The 22,106-nt window shown below is 42.5% G+C and carries 15 protein-coding genes; 2 read left to right on the top strand and 13 right to left on the bottom strand.

Annotated features, from left to right (window positions below; genetic code table 11):
- Nucleotides 1-152: 152 nt before the first annotated feature.
- Together CVD23_RS12480 and CVD23_RS12475 are read right to left on the bottom strand one after the other, a co-directional pair.
- Entirely contained in the window at nt 153-3,437 is a 3,285-nt protein-coding gene (locus CVD23_RS12480) for an efflux RND transporter permease subunit (protein WP_101577847.1), read from the bottom strand.
- Between the two features lie 243 nt (nt 3,438-3,680).
- Nucleotides 3,681-5,264 (bottom strand): peptide chain release factor 3, encoded by a 1,584-nt coding sequence (locus CVD23_RS12475; RefSeq protein WP_101577846.1) that lies wholly within the window; start codon nt 5,262-5,264, stop codon nt 3,681-3,683.
- Between the two features lie 286 nt (nt 5,265-5,550).
- Between CVD23_RS12475 and CVD23_RS12470 the strand changes: the two genes are divergently transcribed.
- Nucleotides 5,551-6,771, top strand: coding sequence for a NupC/NupG family nucleoside CNT transporter (locus tag CVD23_RS12470; protein WP_101577845.1), 1,221 nt, complete (start codon nt 5,551-5,553; stop codon nt 6,769-6,771).
- Between the two features lie 161 nt (nt 6,772-6,932).
- Here the strand turns inward: CVD23_RS12470 and treC are convergent, their stop codons facing one another.
- Together treC and treP are read right to left on the bottom strand one after the other, a co-directional pair.
- Nucleotides 6,933-8,621, bottom strand: a complete 1,689-nt coding sequence (gene treC / locus CVD23_RS12465; protein ID WP_101577844.1) for an alpha,alpha-phosphotrehalase — start codon at nt 8,619-8,621, stop codon at nt 6,933-6,935.
- Between the two features lie 122 nt (nt 8,622-8,743).
- Nucleotides 8,744-10,147 carry a PTS system trehalose-specific EIIBC component gene (gene treP, locus CVD23_RS12460; protein WP_101666203.1) on the bottom strand — a complete coding sequence of 468 codons (1,404 nt, stop codon included), beginning with the start codon at nt 10,145-10,147 and terminating at the stop codon, nt 8,744-8,746.
- Nucleotides 10,148-10,826: 679 nt separating this feature from the next.
- Here treP and CVD23_RS12450 point away from each other — a divergent pair.
- Nucleotides 10,827-11,264 carry a YkvA family protein gene (locus CVD23_RS12450; RefSeq protein ID WP_101666202.1) on the top strand — a complete coding sequence of 146 codons (438 nt, stop codon included), beginning with the start codon at nt 10,827-10,829 and terminating at the stop codon, nt 11,262-11,264.
- A 165-nt stretch (nt 11,265-11,429) separates the two neighbouring features.
- Here the strand turns inward: CVD23_RS12450 and CVD23_RS12445 are convergent, their stop codons facing one another.
- The 9 genes from CVD23_RS12445 to CVD23_RS12405 form a co-directional block, all read right to left on the bottom strand.
- Nucleotides 11,430-12,305, bottom strand: a complete 876-nt coding sequence (locus tag CVD23_RS12445) for a carbohydrate ABC transporter permease (RefSeq protein WP_101666201.1) — start codon at nt 12,303-12,305, stop codon at nt 11,430-11,432.
- Nucleotides 12,302-13,189, bottom strand: coding sequence for a carbohydrate ABC transporter permease (locus CVD23_RS12440; RefSeq protein ID WP_101666237.1), 888 nt, complete (start codon nt 13,187-13,189; stop codon nt 12,302-12,304). Before CVD23_RS12440 ends, CVD23_RS12445 begins: the two co-directional genes overlap by 4 nt.
- A 187-nt stretch (nt 13,190-13,376) precedes the next feature.
- Nucleotides 13,377-14,669, bottom strand: a complete 1,293-nt coding sequence (locus CVD23_RS12435) for an ABC transporter substrate-binding protein (protein ID WP_101661879.1) — start codon at nt 14,667-14,669, stop codon at nt 13,377-13,379.
- A 277-nt stretch (nt 14,670-14,946) separates the two neighbouring features.
- Complete coding sequence (locus tag CVD23_RS12430; protein WP_101577838.1) at nt 14,947-15,078, bottom strand: YjcZ family sporulation protein; 132 nt, start codon at nt 15,076-15,078, stop codon at nt 14,947-14,949.
- A gap of 30 nt (nt 15,079-15,108) precedes the next feature.
- Nucleotides 15,109-15,210, bottom strand: a complete 102-nt coding sequence (locus CVD23_RS12425) for a YjcZ family sporulation protein (protein WP_101577837.1) — start codon at nt 15,208-15,210, stop codon at nt 15,109-15,111.
- A 437-nt stretch (nt 15,211-15,647) separates the two neighbouring features.
- Nucleotides 15,648-17,123 carry a UDP-N-acetylmuramoyl-L-alanyl-D-glutamate--2,6-diaminopimelate ligase gene (locus CVD23_RS12420; protein ID WP_101666200.1) on the bottom strand — a complete coding sequence of 492 codons (1,476 nt, stop codon included), beginning with the start codon at nt 17,121-17,123 and terminating at the stop codon, nt 15,648-15,650.
- 497 nt (nt 17,124-17,620) lie between these two features.
- Nucleotides 17,621-18,343: a protein-glutamine gamma-glutamyltransferase gene (locus tag CVD23_RS12415; protein WP_101577835.1), complete on the bottom strand. Its 723-nt coding sequence runs from the start codon at nt 18,341-18,343 to the stop codon at nt 17,621-17,623.
- 147 nt (nt 18,344-18,490) lie between these two features.
- Nucleotides 18,491-21,121: a cyanophycin synthetase gene (cphA, locus tag CVD23_RS12410; RefSeq protein ID WP_101666199.1), complete on the bottom strand. Its 2,631-nt coding sequence runs from the start codon at nt 21,119-21,121 to the stop codon at nt 18,491-18,493.
- Nucleotides 21,118-21,933: a cyanophycinase gene (locus tag CVD23_RS12405; RefSeq protein ID WP_101666198.1), complete on the bottom strand. Its 816-nt coding sequence runs from the start codon at nt 21,931-21,933 to the stop codon at nt 21,118-21,120. The genes cphA and CVD23_RS12405 overlap by 4 nt, the downstream gene beginning before the upstream one ends.
- Between the last annotated feature and the right edge of the window lie 173 nt (nt 21,934-22,106).

The following is a 22,106-nucleotide window of genomic DNA, read 5'->3' as shown; positions in this document are numbered from 1 at the left end:
CAAGTATAAAAAATCCTTTTTTTACAAATTCCAATTATCAGCTTGGCGTCTTATCAAAATGATTGATTTTTCGATCGTTATCCGCGAATCATGTTCAACAATAAAATACAAAATATCCCTCTTCCAAAATAGAAGAGGGGCTTGTGTACATATTATAAGTCTTTATTCTTTCTTGATCTTACCCTTGATAGTGGTTCGTCTTCCTTGACGACTTTTAGAAGCTCCTCGAGCATACCAGCCATTTCTTCTCTGTTATATTTGCCTGTCGATTCAACCGTTTCTGATAAAAAGTGGTCTGTTTCTGAAGTTTGGTCCTTGTCTGGCTGTAAATCAAGAAGATAGCCCGGAACGAGATGTCCATCGTGTGTAGCATACAACTTGTTCATCCTCCGTGTTTCTTTATCAAAAAGACTGTAAACAACAGGGATGACAAATAAAGTTAATAAGGTACTGCTAATGAGGCCACCAATTACGGTGATCGCCATCGGCTGGTTGATCTCGGTTCCTTCGCCAATTCCAAGTGCCAGCGGGACCAAACCGAGGATTGTCGTTAACGCCGTCATAAAGATCGGTCTCGCCCTGTCCTTTACAGCAACAACAATCGCATCAAAGGTTTTCATACCGCTATTTTTCTTCTGATTTATATAGTCGACGATCACAATGGCATTATTAACGACGATGCCTGCGAGGACGATAAACCCGATAATCGCTGTTAAGCTGATAGGCGTATCCGTGATCACTAACGCGATTGATACGCCAATGACCATTAGAGGAACCGTAAACATAATGACGAACGGGTATTTTAGCGATTCAAACTGCGCAGCCATGACAAGATATATGAAAACTATTGCCAATCCAAAAGCCATGATCAGATCGTTGATCGAAGAATCAAGAAGCTCTTTGTCACCGCTGTAGACAATTTCTATTCCTTCAGGCAACTTGAGATCGGCTATTCGCTCATCTACTTTATTGGAAATAACCCCGAGATTCGTGGATGTTTTGTATTTCAATGTGAACTGGACCGCGTTCTGTTGGTTAATTCGCTGGATGTTGACAGGACCATTGCCGTTTTCAATCGTTGTAACCTGTCCCAAGGCTACATAGTTTCCGTCGGGTTTCCTGATTAAGAGATTTCGCAAATGATCGAGATTCCGGGTAATGTCGTTATCATATTCGACATCAACACCATAAATCGTTGAATCTTCGGTGGTAATTTGTGTAGCTCTCACTCCCCTTGTGACATCATTTACAATCATCGCGATCTGAGCAGGCGCCAGGCCCTCTTGAAGAGCTCTCTCCCGGTTAACCGTGATTTGAATCTCTTCAACCGTCTCTATTAAGTCTGTCGATAATTCATTTACATCATTCATCTCACTCAATGACGCATATATTTTTTCAACCGATTCATGCAATCTTGCTTCATTCGTGTCACGAACACTAAATGTTAATGTATTCGGCGCAGTGCCGGCAGAGGATTGCAGATTATATGTTAACTCGGCCGTTGGATTTGCATTTTTCGCGGCACTCTGAAAATCGCTTTTTAGATCATCGACAAATTGAAAGGTGGATCGGTCTCGTTTTTCTAAATCGTTCATTTTAATATATAGCTCACCGACATTGGCAGAAGTTCCACCTCTAAACGCAGCTTCCTGGGTTGTGCCGATCAAACTTACATATACTTCAACATCGTCCTGCTCCTTCAACTCGCTCTCAAGGGCAGCCATTACCTTTTCTGTTTCCGTTAAGGCAGCTCCATTTTCCAGATTGACGCGCACGCTGAAAAACCCCTCATCAGTCGCCGGCAAAAATTGTGTTCCGACGATCGTCAATCCATACCCTCCCGCGGCCAGAAGAAGCAATGAAATCAACATAACAATAAAGCGATGCCGTAAAGACCACCTCGTCGATCTTTCAAGCATTTTCAGGAAACCGGAACGCTGCCGTTTTCTTTCAATGTTCTTTTTCGGTGTCTTCAACAAGCGGCTAGCCAGCATCGGTACAACTGTTAATGCCACAATCAGTGAGGCAAACAGGCTGAACGAGATTGTCAGGGCAAACTCTGTGAATAACTCACCAATAATCCCCGAGATGAAGGCAACCGGCAAAAATACGACAACTGTGGTCAGGGTCGATGCCGTTATTGCGCCGCCAACTTCCTTAGCACCAGCATGGGCAGCTTCTTTTGGACCTTTCCCCATCGACAGGTGGCGGTATATATTTTCAATAACAACGATTGAATTATCGACAAGCATTCCGATTCCGAGCGCCAAACCGCCAAGCGTCATGATGTTGAGCGTAAAATCGGAGAAGTACATCAAGACAAACGTGAAAATAACTGAATAAGGAATCGCAATTCCAATAATAAGCGGACTTTTGATGCTCCTTAGAAAAAAGAACAAGACAACCATCGCCAGGGCCCCACCCAAAATAAGCGAATCGGAGATATTCCCGATTGCCTGTTGGATATAATCGCCCTGATTGAAAAGAACTTCTGCCTCTATCCCCTTATACTTGTCCAATTGCAGCTGCTCATTTAATTCATTCACAAACGCTTTCGATACGGCAGCAGTATTGGCATCGGACTGTTGCAGAACACTTATCAGCACAGACGGCGCTTGATTTGCCCTTGTAATCGTGCGGTCATCCTGTTTGACGATTTCAACAGTGCTGACATCCTGTAAGCGAATGTTTTGGCCAGTGGCCGGGTTAACAGTGACAGTCAGATTTTTTAATGTGTCGACAGAATTAATTGTACTGATGATTCTCGTTGTTAATTCTTTTCCATCGGCTAAAATGGTATCGCCAGGGAACGAAATATTATTAGCCTCGATCGTATCGACGATATCTGATTGAGTTAAGTGGTACGCTCTCAATTGATCCTGATTCAATTCAACCCGGACATTTTGCACGGATGTTCCGGAAAGATTAACACTTGCCACTCCATCTACTTTCGTCAGCTCAAGCTTTAAATCGTCGGCAAGTTCTCTTAATGATTCCTCATTACCTTCTGAACTTAACGATAGTTGGATGATTGGAAATAATGAAGGATCGAACTTAAGAAAACGTGGCTTTTCGACATCATCAGGCAATCTCGTTTGATCAATTCTTTGCACGACATCATCCTGAATTTCGTCCATTGACGTCGTCCAGGAAAATTCCATTAGAACAAAGTTGGCCCCCTCTTGCGATGTAGAGGTGATCGTCTTTATTCCCGGAAGTGTTGCAAGATTTTCTTCGAGAGGCTTTGTTACTTTCTCAAGCACTTCCTCCGGGCTTGCCCCAGGATAGTTCGCGACAACGACCCCTACCGGCGGATTAATATCAGGAATCAACTTAATCGGGATATTTAAGAGTGAAACCACCCCCAAAATTAAGACAAGAAACATCGTTACAATCGTAAACACTGGCCTTCTAATCGAAAAATTGCTTAATTTCATTATGTACTCCTCTCAGGGCTCGTCAGACTGGTTGAAAATTAATGGTGCTCCGTTCAAATATCTAGAATTCACTATATAAGAGGGCTTAAAGGTATGCAACTATGAAGCCGCTTGTTATTGTTTCATGTGAAAAAATAAATAATTAAGCGAAAATCAACTTTAATAAGCGAAACCGATGATATGAAAAAATTTCCCACTCAAGTTAAAATCAGAAAGAGAGGCATACAACGATGCCCCTCCCCCCTATTCATCAGCCGAATCCATCGGATTATATAGTTTGATATTCGGATTTTTTTCCTGGAACCAGCGTAATGCGAAGTCATTTTCAAACAAGAACACTTTTTTCTCGTAACGGTCATGAACAAGAAGGCTGCGAGAACTGGAGAGATTTTCATCAATCTGCTCATTTTCGACCCAGCGGGCAATTTTGTTGCCAACACGCTCCATTAGCACCTCTACATTGTATTCGTTCTTCATACGGTGCTCGAATACTTCAAATTGGAGCTGGCCGACCGCTCCAAGCAAATACTCCTCGCTTTTGACCGTTTTAAAAAGCTGGATAGCGCCTTCCTGGACAAGCTGTTGGATCCCTTTGTGGAAATGTTTTTGCTTCATAACATTTTTCGCTGTCACCCGTACAAATAATTCGGGGGTAAACTGTGGCAGCTTGTCATACTGGAACGATTCTTTTCCAGAAGTAAGCGTATCACCGATTTGATAAAGGCCTGGATCGTACAAACCGATAATATCACCGCTGACAGCTTCCTCTACTGTACTTCTGTCATCAGCCATGAATTGAGTAGATTGGGCAAGCTTCATTTGTTTGCCGGTCCGTGCCAGGTTTACGGACATGCCCCGCTCAAATTTTCCTGAACAAATCCGCAGGAATGCAATTCTGTCGCGGTGGGCCGGGTTCATATTTGCCTGGATTTTGAAAATAAACCCTGAGAACTCATTCGAAAGCGGGTCGATTTCGCCTGATGTCGAATGGCGCGGTTGCGGTGGCGGGGCAAACTGCAAATACGTTTCCAGGAATGTTTGCACACCAAAATTGGTCAAAGCACTGCCAAAGAAGACGGGAATCAATGTACCATCTGCAATCTTTTCTTTTGAAAATTCATTGCCTGCTTCATTTAACAGCAGTACTTCTTCAAGTGTCTGGTCATATAACGACGAAGCCTTCAAAGGATGCTCACCGTCAATTTCCCCTTGTTCGTTGAGGCTGATAAACCGGTCTTCTTCATTTGCCCGGAATTGTTCGATTCGCTTATAAAAACGATCGTAAATGCCATAGAATTCCTTGCCCATGCCAATTGGCCAATTCATTGGGTACGATTCAATCCCCAAAACCTCTTCAAGTTCAGCAAGCAGTTCAAGTGGATTTTTACCCTGGCGGTCCAATTTATTGATAAACGTAAAAATCGGAATGCCACGCATCCGGCAAACTTTAAAAAGCTTTAAAGTTTGCGCCTCGATCCCTTTTGCGGAATCAATGATCATGACGGCGCTGTCAACAGCTGTCAGCGTCCTGTACGTATCCTCACTAAAGTCCTGGTGGCCGGGAGTATCGAGGATATTTACGCGGTTCCCCTGGTAATCGAATTGCATCACACTCGATGTAACGGAAATTCCGCGCTGCTTCTCGATTTCCATCCAGTCGCTCGTCGCAAATTTCCCGGTTTTTTTGGCTTTTACTGTTCCCGCATCGCGGATTGCGCCCCCAAACAGGAGCAGTTTTTCCGTTAAAGTCGTTTTCCCTGCGTCAGGGTGGGATATAATTGCAAAAGTGCGTCTTGCAAGCACTTCATCATGTAATTTACTAGACATAAAAATTCCTCTCTCTTTTGACAATCATAAATTTTGCTCATACATTCAATCTTATCGTTCACTACCACAGTTTGCAATAATGCATTATTGTTTTTCTGATCTTCACTTCACGCACCTCACTAAAGAATTATTAAATATCGGTTTTTTAGGGGATGCTACCAGTGTAATTAGATAATGGCCTTTTTGCCAGCAAAAACAGGATTGTTCGTTACTGTCTACATAGTATGTTCGTGTTTAAACAGAAAACCATTCGCAACATGTAATAATTCAAATTATGAGGTGTGATATGAATTTTTTGTGGGGAATATTCGGGATATTGGTTGTGTTAGGATTAGCATTTTTGCTTTCTAATAATAGACGAAAGATTAATTTGCGAACCATCATGGTAGGATTGGCCATTCAAATCGGATTTGCTTTCATTGTTTTGAAATGGGATGTCGGCAGAAGGGTTTTAGAAAACTTCACATTTGCAGTTAATGATATCATTAGCTATGCCAATGAAGGAATCAACTTTTTATTTGGCGGATTGTTTGCCGAAGAAACCGGTGTCGGGTTCGTTTTCGCTTTCCAAGTTTTACCGGTTGTGATTTTTTTCTCCGCCCTCATTTCTGTCCTGTATTATTTAAACATCATGCAGTTTTTTATCAGAATAATCGGTGGCGGACTCTCATGGTTGCTTGGAACAAGAAAAGCCGAATCTATGTCGGCAGCGGCAAATATATTTCTCGGCCAAACTGAAGCGCCGCTGTTGATCCGGCCATTTATACCAAAATTAACAAAATCGGAACTATTCGCTGTCATGACCGGCGGACTTGCGTCTGTGGCAGGCTCCGTTTTAGTCGGTTACTCGCTGCTCGGTGTTCCGCTTGAATACTTGCTTGCCGCAAGTTTCATGTCAGCCCCGGCAGGATTGGTTATGGCAAAAATTATCGTTCCGGAAACAGAGACTTCGGAAGAGCCAAACGAGCTTGATATGGAAGCGGATCAAGAATCAACAAATGTTATAGATGCGGCTGCGAGAGGAGCAAGCGTCGGATTGCAGCTCGCTCTAAATATTGGTGCGATGCTATTGGCTTTCATTGCGCTGGTAGCGACGCTAAACGGGCTGCTTGGCTTTATCGGCGGATTGTTTGGCTTTGATGAGCTGACCCTTGAACTAATGCTTGGCTATTTGTTTTCCCCTCTTGCATTTGCAATAGGTGTGCCATGGGAGGAAGCCGTACAGGCGGGAAACTATATCGGCCAAAAGCTAATTTTAAATGAATTCGTTGCATACTCATCGTTTGCCCCGGAAATCCCGAACTTGTCTGACAAAGCAGTGGCGATCATCAGCTTTGCACTTTGCGGCTTTGCGAACATTTCCTCAATGGCGATCCTCCTCGGCGGCCTCGGAAACATGGCCCCTGATCGCAGGGCCGATATCGCCAGGCTGGGAATAAAGTCTGTTATTGCCGGTGCACTGGCTTCGTTGTTGAGTGCAGCGATTGCCGGGATGCTTTTTTACTAACATGCCCTCTTCAGCTTTGAATAAATTAAAACGACGGTTTTCCCGTCGTTTTTAATTTATTTATTCAGTTGAAAGCAATTCTTTTAATTGAAAAACAAATAAGATATTATTCTTTTCCTGCGGCATATTCCTGTTTATTTATCGTTTTTCGGTTTAGCTTATTACATAGTCAGATGGTAAACAATCGATTCGTAAGGGCGTAAGCGGACATTTTCGAACGAATTTGATGCATCAGGATAGTTTGAAAGCAGAACTTGCGCATTGTATCCTTTTAGATCCACATGATCAGGCAGGATAAATTGCGTTTCTTTACCGTAAAAATTATTTACAACAAGAAGTTTTTCGTTATCACCATTTCTGACATAAGCAAAAATATCGGGATGCTCATCAACAATAAGTTCATAATCACCGTACGTGATAATGTCATACTCTTTGCGGAGCTTGATCAACTCTTTATAATAGTAGAACACCGAATCTTCATCGTTTAAAGCTTTCTCTACATTAATTTCTTTATAGTTGGGAGCGACATTGATCCAAGGCGTGTTGCTCGTAAAACCTGCATGTTTTTCGTCATTCCACTGGACAGGCGTTCTTGAGTTATCTCTTGATTTGCTTTTCAAAATTTCAATAATCTCTTCAGCCGGCATTCCTTCCTCTAGCTTAATATCATAAATATTGAGCGATTCGACATCGCGATACTCGTCGATGGAGTCGAATTTCGGATTTGTCATGCCGATTTCTTCTCCCTGATAAATATAAGGAGTTCCCTGCATCATATGAATAGTCGTTGCAAGCATTTTTGCCGATTCACTGCGGAACTCGCCATCGTCTCCATAGCGGGAAACAATGCGTGGCTGATCATGGTTGCACCAAAATAACGCGTTCCATCCTCCGCCTTCATGCATTTCCACCTGCCAGGTCGATAAAATTCTTTTTAAGGAAAGAAAGTCAAAATCAGCAAGAGCCCATTTTTCTCCGTTTGGATAATCCACTTTTAAATGGTGGAAATTAAAAGTCATGCTCAATTCGTTCCGGTCCGGGTTCGAGTACTTTATACAATTCTCAATCGTTGTCGAAGACATTTCACCGACAGTCATACTATCATATTTCGAGAAGACCTCACGGTTCATTTCATGAATAAACTCATGCACTCTCGGACCGTCCGTATAAAATTTCCGGCCATCCCCGGGAGAAACTGATCCATCATCATCGGGAAAATGCTGATTCTTTGAGATTAAGTTGATTACATCAAGCCGGAAGCCATCGACTCCCTTTTCAAACCAGAATTTCATCATTTCATAGATTTCTTTACGGAGTGCTTCATTCTCCCAATTTAAATCGGCCTGGGTCACATCAAACAGGTGCAGATAATATTGGCCTGTTTTTGCATCATACTCCCATGCATTACCGCCAAACTTTGATTCCCAATTTGTCGGCTCACTACCATCTGGCTTGCCGTCTTTCCAAATATAAAAATCACGATAGCGGTTGTCCTTTGATTTCGAAGCCTCCTGGAACCAGCGATGATCTGTCGAAGTATGGTTAACAACAATGTCCATGATAATTTTGATGCCGCGCTTGTGCGCCTCTGCCAGCAGGCGGTCGAAGTCTTCCATCGTTCCATATTCTTCATGGATTTTAAAATAATCGCTTATATCATAACCGTTATCTTTTTGCGGGGATTGATAGATTGGCGTAAGCCAAATAACATCCACACCCAATTTTTTCAAATAATCGAGCTTAGCTGTAATACCCGGCACATCACCGACGCCGTTTCCCGTTGTATCATAGAAGCTTTTCGGATAAATTTGATAAACGACTGCTTTTTTCCACCAAGGTTGGTTTTGCATTGATAACACCTGCTATTCTTTAATGTTTTAAAATTGATTTACCTTTCCCTGACCCGTTGCTGTATAACCAGGAAATATGGATACCATGGAACGTTTAGATTCCATGGCATACTATTGCCTGATTAAGCTTTTTTTACTCTTGCGAATATCATTGTCAAAACAAATGGAACAATTAACACAATAACCATTCCGATAAAGAAGACACCCCAATACTCGGCCATGATTGAAAAGATCGCCGGCAAACCACCGACACCGATTGATGCAGCTTGTACAGCATTCATCGCAATAAAGATCCCTGCGATAGCTGAGCCAATGATCGCGGCAAAAAACGGATATCGATAACGAAGGTTTACCCCGAACATCGCCGGTTCGGTAACTCCGAGCCAGGCTGAAATGGATGAAGTTAAAGCCAATCCTTTCAGTTTGTCATTTTTCCGGTGAATGATCATCATCGCAAACGCTGCTGAGCCCTGCGCAATATTTGATAAGGCTACCATCGGCCACAGGAAGGTTCCGCCAATCGTACCAATCAACTGAAGGTCAACCGCCAGGAATGTATGATGCATGCCTGTGATCACGAGCGGAGCGTATAGCCCGCCGTAAACTAAGCCACCAATCGCAGGTGCCGCATCAAAAATGCCGACGACTCCATCAGTTATGAGGTTTCCGATGTAAAAAGTGATTGGTCCAATCGCGATAAAGGAAAGGAAGCCGGTAACCAGCAATGCGATCGGCGCAACGGTTAACAGTTGAAATCCATCGGCGATTCGCTTTCTTAAAAATATTTCAATTCTGGCAAGTACGTAAGAAGCGACTAATACCGGTAAAACCTGGCCCTGGTAGCCGACTTGTTGCACTTCGAGGCCAAACAAGTTCCAGGTTGGAACCTCTTCGGCTGCGCCATACGTCCAGGCATTTAATAAATCAGGATGTACAAGCATTAATCCGAGAACAATCCCCAGTAATGGGCTTCCACCAAAGCGGTTGACAGCACTCCAGCCAATTAAACCCGGTAAAAATACGAATGCTGTGTTGGCAATCAGGTTAATCATGCCGGCGAGACCAGCCCAGTTTTCATACACGTCAACAAAAGACTGATCATCAAAAAATATATCCGGGGCTGTCATAATATTATTAATCCCCATCAATAAACCCGCGGTAACAATCGCTGGCAGAATCGGAATAAAAATATCTGCAAGTGTTTTGATCGCCTTTTGCAACGGATTAAGCTTTTCAGCAGCGGCTGTTTTTATTTCTTCCTTCGAAGCGCGGCCGATTCCGGTGATGTCTACCATTTCGTTATATACTTTATCAACAGTGCCCTGCCCAATCACCACCTGGAATTGCCCATTGGCAGAAAAAGAACCTTTAACTAGGTCAATATCTTCTAGCTTTTCTTTATCTACTTTATCCTCATCTTTTAATGCAAACCGCAGACGAGTTACACAATGTGTAGCAGCGGCAATATTGTCTTTTCCGCCGACGGCATCGACGATCTGTTCGGCAGATTTCCTGTTATCACTCATTTATCTTTCCTCCTGTGACTGTTTTTCCAAAGGTGAAATGAAATAGAAAACTGCTTTATCCTAATCGTATTATTTGTTAAAAGGTCCAGCTATATCCTGTTAACTATGTAATAAGCAGTTAGCTGATCGCAGTTTATGACACAAACCGAACTTGTATATACATGTCTGTTTACGCTTTCATTTTACATCTATCTATAAGGCGGGTCAACACATAAGTCTTATATTTGATTAAAAACAAGATCACCCTATCTCACACATGATCGACGCAGATACTACTACCCAGGCATAGGCTGCTGTACAATTCTGCTTTTTTTGTTTGGCGGTACATTTAACGGGAATCACCAACTTTCCCCATCCAGGTGACGAAGCACAAAACTGTGCAAGTGAACAAGGGAAATGTCCTTCATCCAGGTCATGAAGGACGAAATTGACAAAGTGACCGGGAGAAATGTCCTTCATCCAGGTCATGAAGGACGACATTAGCTTAGTAACCGGGGGAAATGTCCTTCATCCAGATAATCTAGGACAGCATAATGCACGTGCGCGAATTACTCATTGTGAAAGCGCTTCGGTTGGATTAAGATCAAAAAAAGTGTTAATATCAAAAAAATCATATGTTTATGTTCGATCAATTGAAGGAAAATATATAGAAGAAAAAATCATAAAGTGAGGAATCGGTATGCCAACAGACGAAAAGATTGAAAAAGAACATCAAAAATATGAATCAAAGGCTAGTGGATATGCAAAAGATCCCGCTAAAGCGCAAAATTTGCTTAAAGAGGCCATGAATAAAGCGAATAAGAGTAGAGGGGCTCTGGCTGACACGTGGGACAAGCTTCAGCTGTTTTTTGAAATGATCCGGATGTGGATAAAAGGCGAATACCGGAAAATCCCAACCCGCTCGCTTATTACGATTTTGGCGGCAATCATTTACTTTGTTTCTCCGATCGATATAATTCCGGACTTTATTATTGGCCTGGGGCTTGTTGATGATGCAGCGGTCATCGTCTATGCTTTTAAACAAATATCCTCTGATATAGACAAATTTAAAGCATGGAAAGCTGCACAGGACCATGTCTTCATTGATCCAAACAAGCCCGGCAGCATAAAGCAATAACCAATAAAGGCCATGACAAAATCCGTCAGGGCCTTTATTATTACTGTTGAATTTTGATGGGAGGGCTACTCAATAAAGCTTATCGGTATTGATTTCTCCTAAAGAAACCGCCAAATCCCCATGTGTTACATGAGATTTATTTTATGCGGTATAAAAGTTTATCAGTTACCCCTTCGAGCCGGAACTGATATTAGATCCTTCAATAAAATATCGCTGAAAGAAGAAGAATAAGAGAACGACCGGCAGCAAGACCATGACTGACATCGACATTAAGTAATGCCATTGGATTTGCACGGTTCCTTTAAAGGTTTGCAGTCCAATTTGCAATGTGTATAAGCTTTCGTCGTTTATATAAAGCAGCGGTCCGAGCAAATCGTTCCATGCGCCATTGAATGCCAGAATCGCTACGGCCACCAGAGCTGGTTTGGTCAGCGGCAAAGCGATATTCCACCAAATGTGGAAATGGTTAGCCCCGTCAAGCACGGCGGCTTCTATCAGCTCATTTGGAATTGACATCATAAACTGGCGCAGCAAAAAGATAAAAAAGGCACTGCCTAAAAAGGCAGGAACGATTAAAGGCAAGTACGTATTTAACCAGCCCAAATTAGAAAACAAAATATACTGAGGGACCATCGTGACGAATCCGGGGATCAGCATCGTTGAGAGAACGATGACGAAAAGGACATTTCTTCCCTTAAAACAAATTTTTGCAAAAGAATAAGCGACCAGCGAATTGACCAACACGCTTCCTAACGTCACACATACAGCAATAAACAGTGTATTTAAAGCCCAGCGCGTAAAAGGAGCTGTTTTCCATGCCTCAATGTAATTTGAGAAGCGGAACTCGCTCGGGAAAAAGGACGGCGGGTATTGGGCGATCTCTTGCGGCGACTTCAATGAAGTCGAAACCATCCACCATAAAGGTGAAAGAATCACAACACTTCCGGCTATTAATAATAACATGACGATATAGTTTTTAAGCTTTGTTTTAAACTTTTTCGACTCATAAAATTTTGGCGCAGAAACCGGGGCAGTCTTCATTTGTTATCTCCCCCTTCATAATGAACCCATCGTTTTCCAAGCTTCAAATTAACAAACGTTAACACCATGACAATGATAAACAGAAGCCAGGCCATTGCCGATGCGTATCCCATATCGAAAATTTCAAAAGCATTATTCCACATATGAAGATTATAAAAGAGCAGTGAATTTGCCGGCCCGCCATCGCCGTTTTTCGACATGACATAGGCTTCCTGGAACACCTGGAATGACCCAATCGTGCTTGTAATGACGTCAAAGAAAATAATCGGTGATATCATTGGCAAAGTAATGTAGAAAAACTTTTGGAAGGAACTTGCCCCATCGAGTTCAGCCGCTTCATACAAGCTTCCCGATACACCTTGAAGGCTCGCTAAATAAAGCAGCATTCCGCCGCCGACACTCCACATCTTCATTAACAACAGGGCGGGCTTTGTCCATTCAGGGTCAAACAGCCAGGCCGGTCCTTCAATACCAAACCAGCCGAGAAAAGTATTGACCAATCCTGTTGACGGGCTGAGCAGCTGCATCCATAAAAAATAAACAGCGACGCCTGAAAGAATCGCAGGCAAGTAATAAATTGTGCGGAAAACTTTCATTCCTTTTACCTTCTGATTTAAAAGGACAGCAAGCAGGATCGCCCCGATCGTCGTTAAAGGTACCGAGAATAACACGTAATAAAGCGTGTTCCATAAAGAAGTCATAAATAGATCATCGATTGTAAACATGCGTTTATAATTCTCAAGGCCGATAAAATTCATCTTCGAAGTGATATTATAGTCTGTAACGCTCGTATATAAAGAAAAGAGAAGCGGTCCCAACAGTAATCCAATAAAGCCGACCATCCAGGGGCTTATAAATAAATAGCCGAACAGATTCTCTCTCATCCTTTTCGATAAACGCCTCGGAGCTTGCGTTTGAATGGCTGTTTCTTCACGTTGTTTTGTTCGCTTTTGGACAATGCTTGTTCCAGTTTCCGTATAAGCAGAAGAATCATATGATTTCAAACTCCTCACCCCTCTATTTTTAAGGAAAGAGAGAAGGCGATTTATCCTTCTCTCTTTCACGCACTTATTATTTTTTTATACTTTCAACATCTTTTTCAGCCTTTTCCAATCCTTTTTCAGGAGAGATTTTTCCTCTCATGATATTATCAATCACCGGATTGATGCGGTCATGATATTCAGGATATTCAACTGGGACAGGACCCATTTTTGTTTCCTCGAGATTTCTTACTGTCGCTTCATATACCTCTTTGTCCTTGCCCTGCAATTCGTTCATTGTTGCTTCTGCCGCTTCAATATTGGCAGCATTATCAAAGTTTTCCATTGCCCAATATTTTTGCGCTTCTGGTCCAGTCAAATATTTAATAAATTCAACTGCTTCTTCCGGACTGTCAGAACCTTTTGGAACTTCCGCGACGAATCCGCCGCCTTCAGACCAATGACCCGATCCTTCAGTAAACGAAGGAATCGGGGCCACACCAAAGTCGAGGTGCTGGCCATAATCGCGGATCTGAGTATAGAACGTGCCGACGTCGGTCCACATCGCTACCTTTTCTGCAATGAACGGATTTGACTGTTCACTGCCAAATTCAGCCTTGAAAGCTTGCACATTTTTCGCACCGATGCGGTCCTGCCATTTAAGCAGCCATTCTAATGCTTCAACTTTTTTCGGTGTATTAATCTTTAGTTCACCATCTTCGATATAACCTGTGCCATTATCGGCGTTCATCATCCAGGCTGAAGCATTCGGGTTATCCCAGAGAGGGTAAAAGCCGATTCTTTCATAAGTTTCTCCGTTCTTCTTGTCAAGCTTGATTGCATATTCTTCAAGCTCGGCCCAAGTTTGCGGCGGCTTATTGGGATCCAGCCCTGCTTCCTGAAAAGCTTTTTTATTATAAAACAACATCCTGGTATCTGTATTAAACGGAACTGCGTAAGTTTTATTTTCATAAACGACAGTTTCCCATAAATGCGGGTAAAATTGATTCTTAAACGAATCATCCAAGTATTTGCTTATATCTTCAACCTGTCCGTTTTTAGCTCGCTGGCTGACATTGTTAATATCATTAATAATGACATCTGCAGGATTTCCCGCTGCAACGGAAGCGAGGTTTTTTGTCCAAATATCTCCCCATGGAAGATAAGTATGTTTAACCACAATTTTATCTTGAGAGTTGTTGAAGTCCTCAATAATCTTTTCGATTATCGGCCTTCTTGTTTCAGATCCCCAAAAAGTCCAAAAATCGACAACCACTTTACCGTCTTCCGTTTTTTCGGCTTCAGCGCTGTTTCCCCCGGAGCAGCCGGCAAGGGACCCAAGTATTAAAAACACAGCTAGAATTAACAGCATTCGCTTCCTCATCCGTATCCCCCCAGGTGTAGATTTTTAAATTGCACATACAATTGATACCCGCTTGTTCTTCTCTTAAACTTCATAAGGTGAAGTTTTTTGCGAAAAATGTAAATTTTGGGGATAAAGCTCGAATTCAGCTGCCATCAAAACGATTCTTTTTTAAGGCAAGAAGCTGTTTGTACTCATGATCAAGCGCGCTTATCAAAATTTGACTTTCGTTTCTTTTTGTTTTTCAATTCTTTCATAAAAAAGGATGATTGCCATCTGCAATCACCCCTAACAACTATTAAAATTTAAAACAAGCTGCACCTACAATAATCAGCAGGATAAACAGAACGACGATTAACGCAAAACCGCCGTAGTATCCTCCGGTATGCCCGTAACCGCAGCCGCCATATCCATGGCCGTAGCCGTACATAATAGAACCTCCCTTATACTAGGAATTTTATTAAAATCCTCCGTAACCCCATGATGCTCCAATGATAATCAACAGGATAAACAAAACAACCAGCAGCGCAAATCCGCCGCCATATCCATAGTCGCCTGACATATCAATAACCTCCTTTTTCGAATTTCACTATATCTTATTCAACTTATGGAATAAGTGTTTATAGACACCCGATAAAATTTGGCGATTTTGTCATTGAGAGCAGACAGATGCGGGTTTCAAGGCAGCTGTCATCTCAAAAATAGGCATGTAACCATCACAAACAAAGAAACCTGTTCCACAAAAAATCCGCAACATGCTGAGTCCTATTTATTTCATTGAAACTTGGCCAATATCGACTCCATGCTACCTGCCATTTCGGTAAGCTTGCCAACAGCCTGGTCAATATCGCTAATTGCGTCCAATGGTTATTTTACAATTTTGCAATCATTATTGGGGCTTGGATAACAATCGATAAATATGAAAAAGTACTTGCGAGGCACCCAGCAATATAGAAAAGGGACCGCCGTATCGTACACGCGGTCCCTCTTCTATTCAAATCAACAAATTCCGGCTTTTTCTTTAAAGCCGTCAAGCAAATATTCACAGGCGTCCTTGTCCGATTTAACCGGAAGGGTAAACGGTCGTTCGTATTCTTCGGGTCCTTTGCCAGTGATGAATACCCATTCGCCTTTCTTGGCAGTACTCCATGCCTTTTGGATAGCTAGTGTCCTGTCTGGCAGGACTTCACCCTTGCCGTTTCCGTACAGCATGTTTAAATGGATAAGCTCCTGTTCCATTTTGTGTTCCTCTTCGCCATTCAAGTCGTCGAAGGTCATAATAAAGCGGTCACTCAGCTTAACGGAGGCCGCAATCATGCTTTCCCGTTTTGTCCGGTCCCTTGCTCCCCTGAATCCATATATGTGGGTAATTTTTGTTGCTCCTTGCTGTCTTGCTGCCTGCAGGCAATATTCAATCGCATCGTCCGTATGGGCATAATCAATGATGAATTTGGCGCCTTCCGGATGTTCAATCACTTCAAATCTTCCTGGTACACCTTTAAACGATTCCAAGGCGGCAAAACTAGTCTCTGGATCAATTCCGATATCAGAGGCTGCCAAAAAAGCGATCGCTGCATTATGGACGTTGTGCAGCCCTGGATACTGCAGTGAGACTTCGTATTTTCGGCCTTGATAATCTAAGGTAAACCGCGTTCGGCCATTAAGACGGATGTTTTCGATCCGTAAATAATCGTTATGGCTGTTCCCAAGCGTGATAACGGGGATATCATCCGTCTTCAACAGGCCCGCAAGCTTATCTCCCCATTCATTGAGACGGTTAATAACAGCTTTGCCGCTTTCTTTTAAATGGCTAAACATCGAACATTTACTCAAAAAGTAATCATTCATACTGTGATGGTAGTCGAGATGATCATGTCCTAAATTTGTAAAAACACCATAATCGATCTCCAATCCTTCTACCCTGTGTTGGGAAAGGGCATGTGAAGATATTTCAAGAACGACAAACTCATCATTGCTTAACGACAAAAGCCTTTGCAGCTGAAGTGAATCCGGGGTTGTGTTGGTCGGTTTATACTTTTCATTATTAATGATATATGAAACGGTTCCAAGCATGGAACAGGTCCGGCCTGCCGTCTCAAGGATGTGCCTCAGCATATAAGCTACGGTTGTTTTCCCATTCGTACCGGTAATACCGATGATTTTGTGCTTTTGGGCAGGCATACCGTAGAAAAAACTGGAAAGCTTTCCTAAAGCCTTTCGGCTGTCAATCACTTGAAAGTAAGGCACTGCTGTTTGCAATTCCTTCTCCCCGATAACCGCTACGGCTCCCCTGTTTACCGCGTCATCGATAAAGCTATGGCCATCGGAAGCATATCCTGTTATCGCTATAAAAATATCCCCTGGTCTTACTTGTCTGGAATCCATTTCAATACCGAACACCTCGGCGTCGCAAAAATTCATATCGGAGAGGTGGGCCCGGCCATAAAGATGCTGAAGCAGCTGTGACAATCTCATAATTTTAACTCCCTTACTTGCCCTATTTATGTTGTGTTTTCTATATGTGCATATTTGTTCTTCTTTTTTATTCCCTCTCTGCAGAAAACTATGCCGATATTTATACTTCAATACTTTTTTACCAAGATCACTTATGTAATACGTATCAAGGAATCCTTTAATGAAAGGGTTCTGCCGCTCGCAAGACTTAAGTTAAGGCTACTTGGCATTAATTGCCTGAGCAGGTTAAGCATTAAGAAAACTATTTGAGGATTATTTTTCATTTTTTTCACCGATATCTAAACTAAGAAGAGCATGATAAATCGGAAACCCGTTCTGATTTATCATGCTCTTCTTATTCCAATTTTTTAGTTAAGTCAATTTCACAATGTCATAAGGCAAAACCGAAAAACGAATGAAGTTGTCTAGGTACACAGGAGTATGCCGTAGAAAACGGATAATAATATCTTAATGTAAGTAACTGTTCATTTTTCAATTAAAGGATTGCTTTATGAAATTCAGGAAAATTGCTGTAAATATTTAAAATTCAAGCGGCTGTACTGGTCGAGCAAATAAGCGGACCGCTGCGGTCTCTCCCTCCGGCGCGTGTTTAAAGCGTTAATCATCTCAGCTTCCGTGGCGACTCCAATACCGTGCCCGTAATACCTGCCTTTACCTAAGTAAACCGCATTCTCCCCCATCCAGATCGGCTCTCGGTAATCAGGATTATAAAAGTAAACAATATCTCCAGGAATAAAATTTTTGCCGGGACGGGTAATAATTCCGAGGTCCCAGTCATAATTCCAGTCCCACACAAGCAAGTTGGCAAACAAATAATTGAAAGCTCTTAAATTGATCGAATGAATCAAGGCTTTATAAAAAACAAGCACAATCGCAGTTGAGCATTCAAAGCCATAAATACGGCCATTTTTGAAAATATCATTAATCGCGTCGGATGGTAAAACACCCGGCCTTAATCGGTAGCCTCGACTCGTCCACAACCAAAAATCCGGATTGAATCGCGATTTTTTAAAAGAGGAAAATACAACGCCGCTGCTGTTCAGGCTGAACGAAGCACGGACAATCTGTTCCCTTACCTTTATTTCAAAGAGAAGTTGATCGATTGTATCATATTGATACAAATCCTCGCTGTTGTTCATTTCATTGTAAATATCTCTTTGTAAATCTTTAAGACCGAAGTCGTCTGGACTGGGATAAGCCAGTGAGCGAATTCTAATCAATTTTGTCGTTCCCTCCTTTTTCAATACTATATGCACCCGCAAAATCAATGGGCATATAATTTAGCGGAAACGGGGCGGACCCTTCAAGGATAACGATGAGCAGCGAAAAAAAAAAGACTTAGATTTTGTTCTAAGTCTCTGCTTTGCTTATCGCTTCTTAACTTTACTTTCGGTTTTTTCAGGAACGTTTTGAAAAAATTTTGCGATGCTTGAAAAATTTTCATACAAAAAGAGCAGAATGTCGCCCCGTTTTGACATGTCCCACGCTCGATAAAATGCTTCCAGCTCATCTCTGACGATACAGGTTTGATCCAAAGACACACCTTCGCGAAGCGCTGTTGCCTGAATAATATTGGCTGCCTCAAACGGAGCCCGGCCCCTTAAATCGCGATCCTCCTTGATGACTAAAATGTCGGTGTGCCGCGCAGCGGCTTTTGCAAGGCTAATGATTTCATCATCTATCCGATCTCCTGGTGCCGATATGACCGTTATCAGCCTATCTCGTTCAAAGGAATGGATCGTATCATATATCGCACGCAAACCTGCCACATTATGTGCATAGTCTACAATGATCAGTCTGTCCTGCTTACTGATTTTATTAAAACGGCCTTTCGATTTATCAAAATCCGGGAGAAATGTTAATGATTTTTCTTTTAGCTCCTCCCAGGTGATTCCTTGTGAAAAGGCGGCCGCCAATGCTTGAAGAAGATTGGCGATATTATGCTTCGCTATTCCATTGATCGTGATCGGAATATCACAGGCTGGAAGAAAATTTGTTTTTCTCCCTTCAGCAGCATAAATAATCATTCCTTGGCTATCAACATACCAAACAGGACGTCCATTCCTCATCCTCGCCTGAATATGTTTGTTTAATGACGTCACAGATGTATAAATGACTGTGCCTGAAGTGTATTTTTCCATTGAAGCTACATGGGGGTCATCTGCATTTAATATACAAGCCCCGCCCTTGATGACCACTTCTGGAATCAGTCTTTTTAATTTTACAAGCTGGTCAAAGGTTTCGATGCCATCGTGGCCGAGGTGGTCTTCACTGACGTTCGTGACAATCCCGACATCACAATACCGAAAAGCAAGCCCTTCCCGCAGGACTCCGCCTCTTGCTGTTTCAAGGACAGCTGCATCGACCTTCGGATGGTTCAATATCTTTCTTGCGCTAATCGGGCCGCTGCAATCACCTTCATCCAGACATTGGCTGCCAATAAAAATACCATCTGAATTGGACATTCCGACTGTTACACTGCTGCTCTCAAGGAAATGCTTTACGAGTCTCGCCGTAGTTGTTTTCCCATTTGTCCCGGTAATCGCGATGACTGGAATCGCCGCCTCTTCTCGTGTTTCAAACAAGTAACGGACGATTGCTTTGCCAACATCGCGTTTTTTCCCTTTGCTAGGAAAATGATGCATGCGGATGCCAGGTGCTGCATTGACTTCAACGACCGCGAGTTCACCTGGTTTAAACGGTTCACCAATATTTTTGCAAATTAAATCAATACCGGCGATGTCAAGCCCAAGCGCTTTCGCAGATGCCTGCGCTAATTCTTTTATGGCCGGATTAACTTCGTCCGTCACATCGATTGCTTGTCCGCCCGTCGAAAGGTTCGCATTTCCGACAACCTGAACAACCTGACCTTTGTCAGGCACAGAGTTCAGGGTTAAATCAAATTTTTCGAGATAGCAGTTTACTGTATAATTCAGCGGAATTTTTGACATCGGCTTCTCATGGTCATCACCGCGGTTTGGGTTGCGATTTTCAAGTTCGATTAACGTTCTGATTGAATCCTTTCCATTGCCAATAACGAATGGGGGGGTGCGCAGGCTGGCTGCCACTAATTTATCGTTTACAATCAACAGCCTGTAATCGTGTCCTTTATGATAACGTTCGATAATAAACTCCTTCACATGCTTATCGAGGCAATTCACAACATTAAACAATTCATCCTTATTTTTGATATTTGTGATCACGCCTTGTCCCTGTCTTCCTTTTAACGGCTTAATTACAAGCGGAAATCCAAGTCTGTCTGCAGCTTGAAAAATTTCCGTGAAAGTTGAAACAACCTCACCCTCTGGAACTGGTACCCCGCAGCTGGACAGAATCAGCTTTGTCATTTGTTTATCACAGGCATTTTCAACAGACAGTAACGAAGTTTGGCTTGTAATCGTTGCCTGGACAAATTTCTGTTTTGAACCGGAACCTAAGCGCAGCAAGCTTTCTTCGCCCACTCTTTCAACCGGAATTCCAGCCTGTTCAGCAGCAAGAAAGATCGCTTCTGTACTTGGCCCGAGTTTATTTTGATAATAAAGCCGTGAAATTTCAGACACATATTGTTCAGTGCTGATCTCGCGACGTCCGGCCAGAATTTGCTCGATAATCGCAACAGATGCTCTAAACGCAAATTCTCCGGAGTAAGGTTCTTTATAATCATAAGTGACGAAATACGTCCCTTTTTTATCGCTCGTTATTGTTTTACCCCTTTTTACGGCAATACCTGCCATCGATTGCAGTTCAATTGCCATATGTTCGAGAATATGTCCCATCCATGTTCCTTCTTCCAGACGTTCAACAAACCCGCCTTCATATCCTAGTGAGCAAGTATGGTTTCTTAAAGTTGGCATAATCGCCAGAAGCGAAGCATTAAAACCGGGAATCAGATGTGAAGGCTGCGATTCCAGTTCTTCAAGATCCAGTTCGATCCACATAGTAGGCCGGATGCTAAAATAATTTGGCCCTTTAAGGTATCTCACTCGGTTAATTTTCATTCTTGACTATCCTCTTTTCTGCTGATTAATTTTCGGGATGAAAGATCGAAGCTGAAACCATCTGTTAACGTATGGAGCTTAAAATCTGTAATCGTTAGCTCTTCTCCGCCATTGTCGGATTTTATGACATCAATTAAATGGCCTTCCTTCCCGTCGACTACAAACACCTGGTGTTCACCAAACACTTTGAACACACTGCCATTAATTAAAATAGCCGTATTTTCATCGATCCCGATTCCAACCAGCTCCGGGTTTTCAGCAATCGCCCCGAGAAGCCGCCCAAATCTTGCCCGCTGCGAAAAATGCTGGTCGATAAGAAAGTTTTCAAGAAAGCCAAAGCCCTTGCCCATTTCTATTTTCAAACCTTTATCATTTTCTTTTGTTTTAGCAGACGCAATCATATCGCTGCCCATAATCGATGCTCCTGCACTTGTACCTGCGAGCACCATGCCGCGTTGTCGTGCTTCTTTAAGCGCATCGAACATCTTTGTGCCTGCAATAAATTCTGTTAACCGGCTTTGATTTCCCCCTGTTATAAACAGTGCAGAAAGTCCGGACACCATTGCTGCAATTTGATCACTGTCAGCCTTTTCACGCGAGTCAACCTCAAGAACCTTAATGTCATGAATGCCCAAGTTCTTAAATGCTTCTATATAATCGGCACTTACCTGTTCCGGAATTTCCGATGCAGTCGGTAAAATGCCGACCGCACCTCTGCCTTTCCCGGCAAGCTCTGCAAATTTTCTTAAAATCTCTACACCATTAAATTTTTCTTCATGTCCGCCGATAATCAATAATTCTCCTGGATACATCATTGACCACCTAACCTAAATTAAGTAAAAGCACTGTGCAAGCACCTTCCTGGCCACAGAAATTTATTTAAACAAAAAAACCCCCCAAATAATTGGGAGTTATTTGGATTCTTTCAACTAATTTGCTTTCAATATCATGTGCAAAAATGTAAAAGGAAATACGTTGAAAATCG

It is taken from the genome of Bacillus sp. V33-4, from assembly GCF_002860225.1.
Lineage (GTDB): Bacteria > Bacillota > Bacilli > Bacillales > Cytobacillaceae > Bacillus_BJ > Bacillus_BJ canaveralius.
The sequence above is the reverse complement of the archived record's forward strand: the minus strand, read 5'-3'. Positions and strand labels throughout refer to the sequence as shown.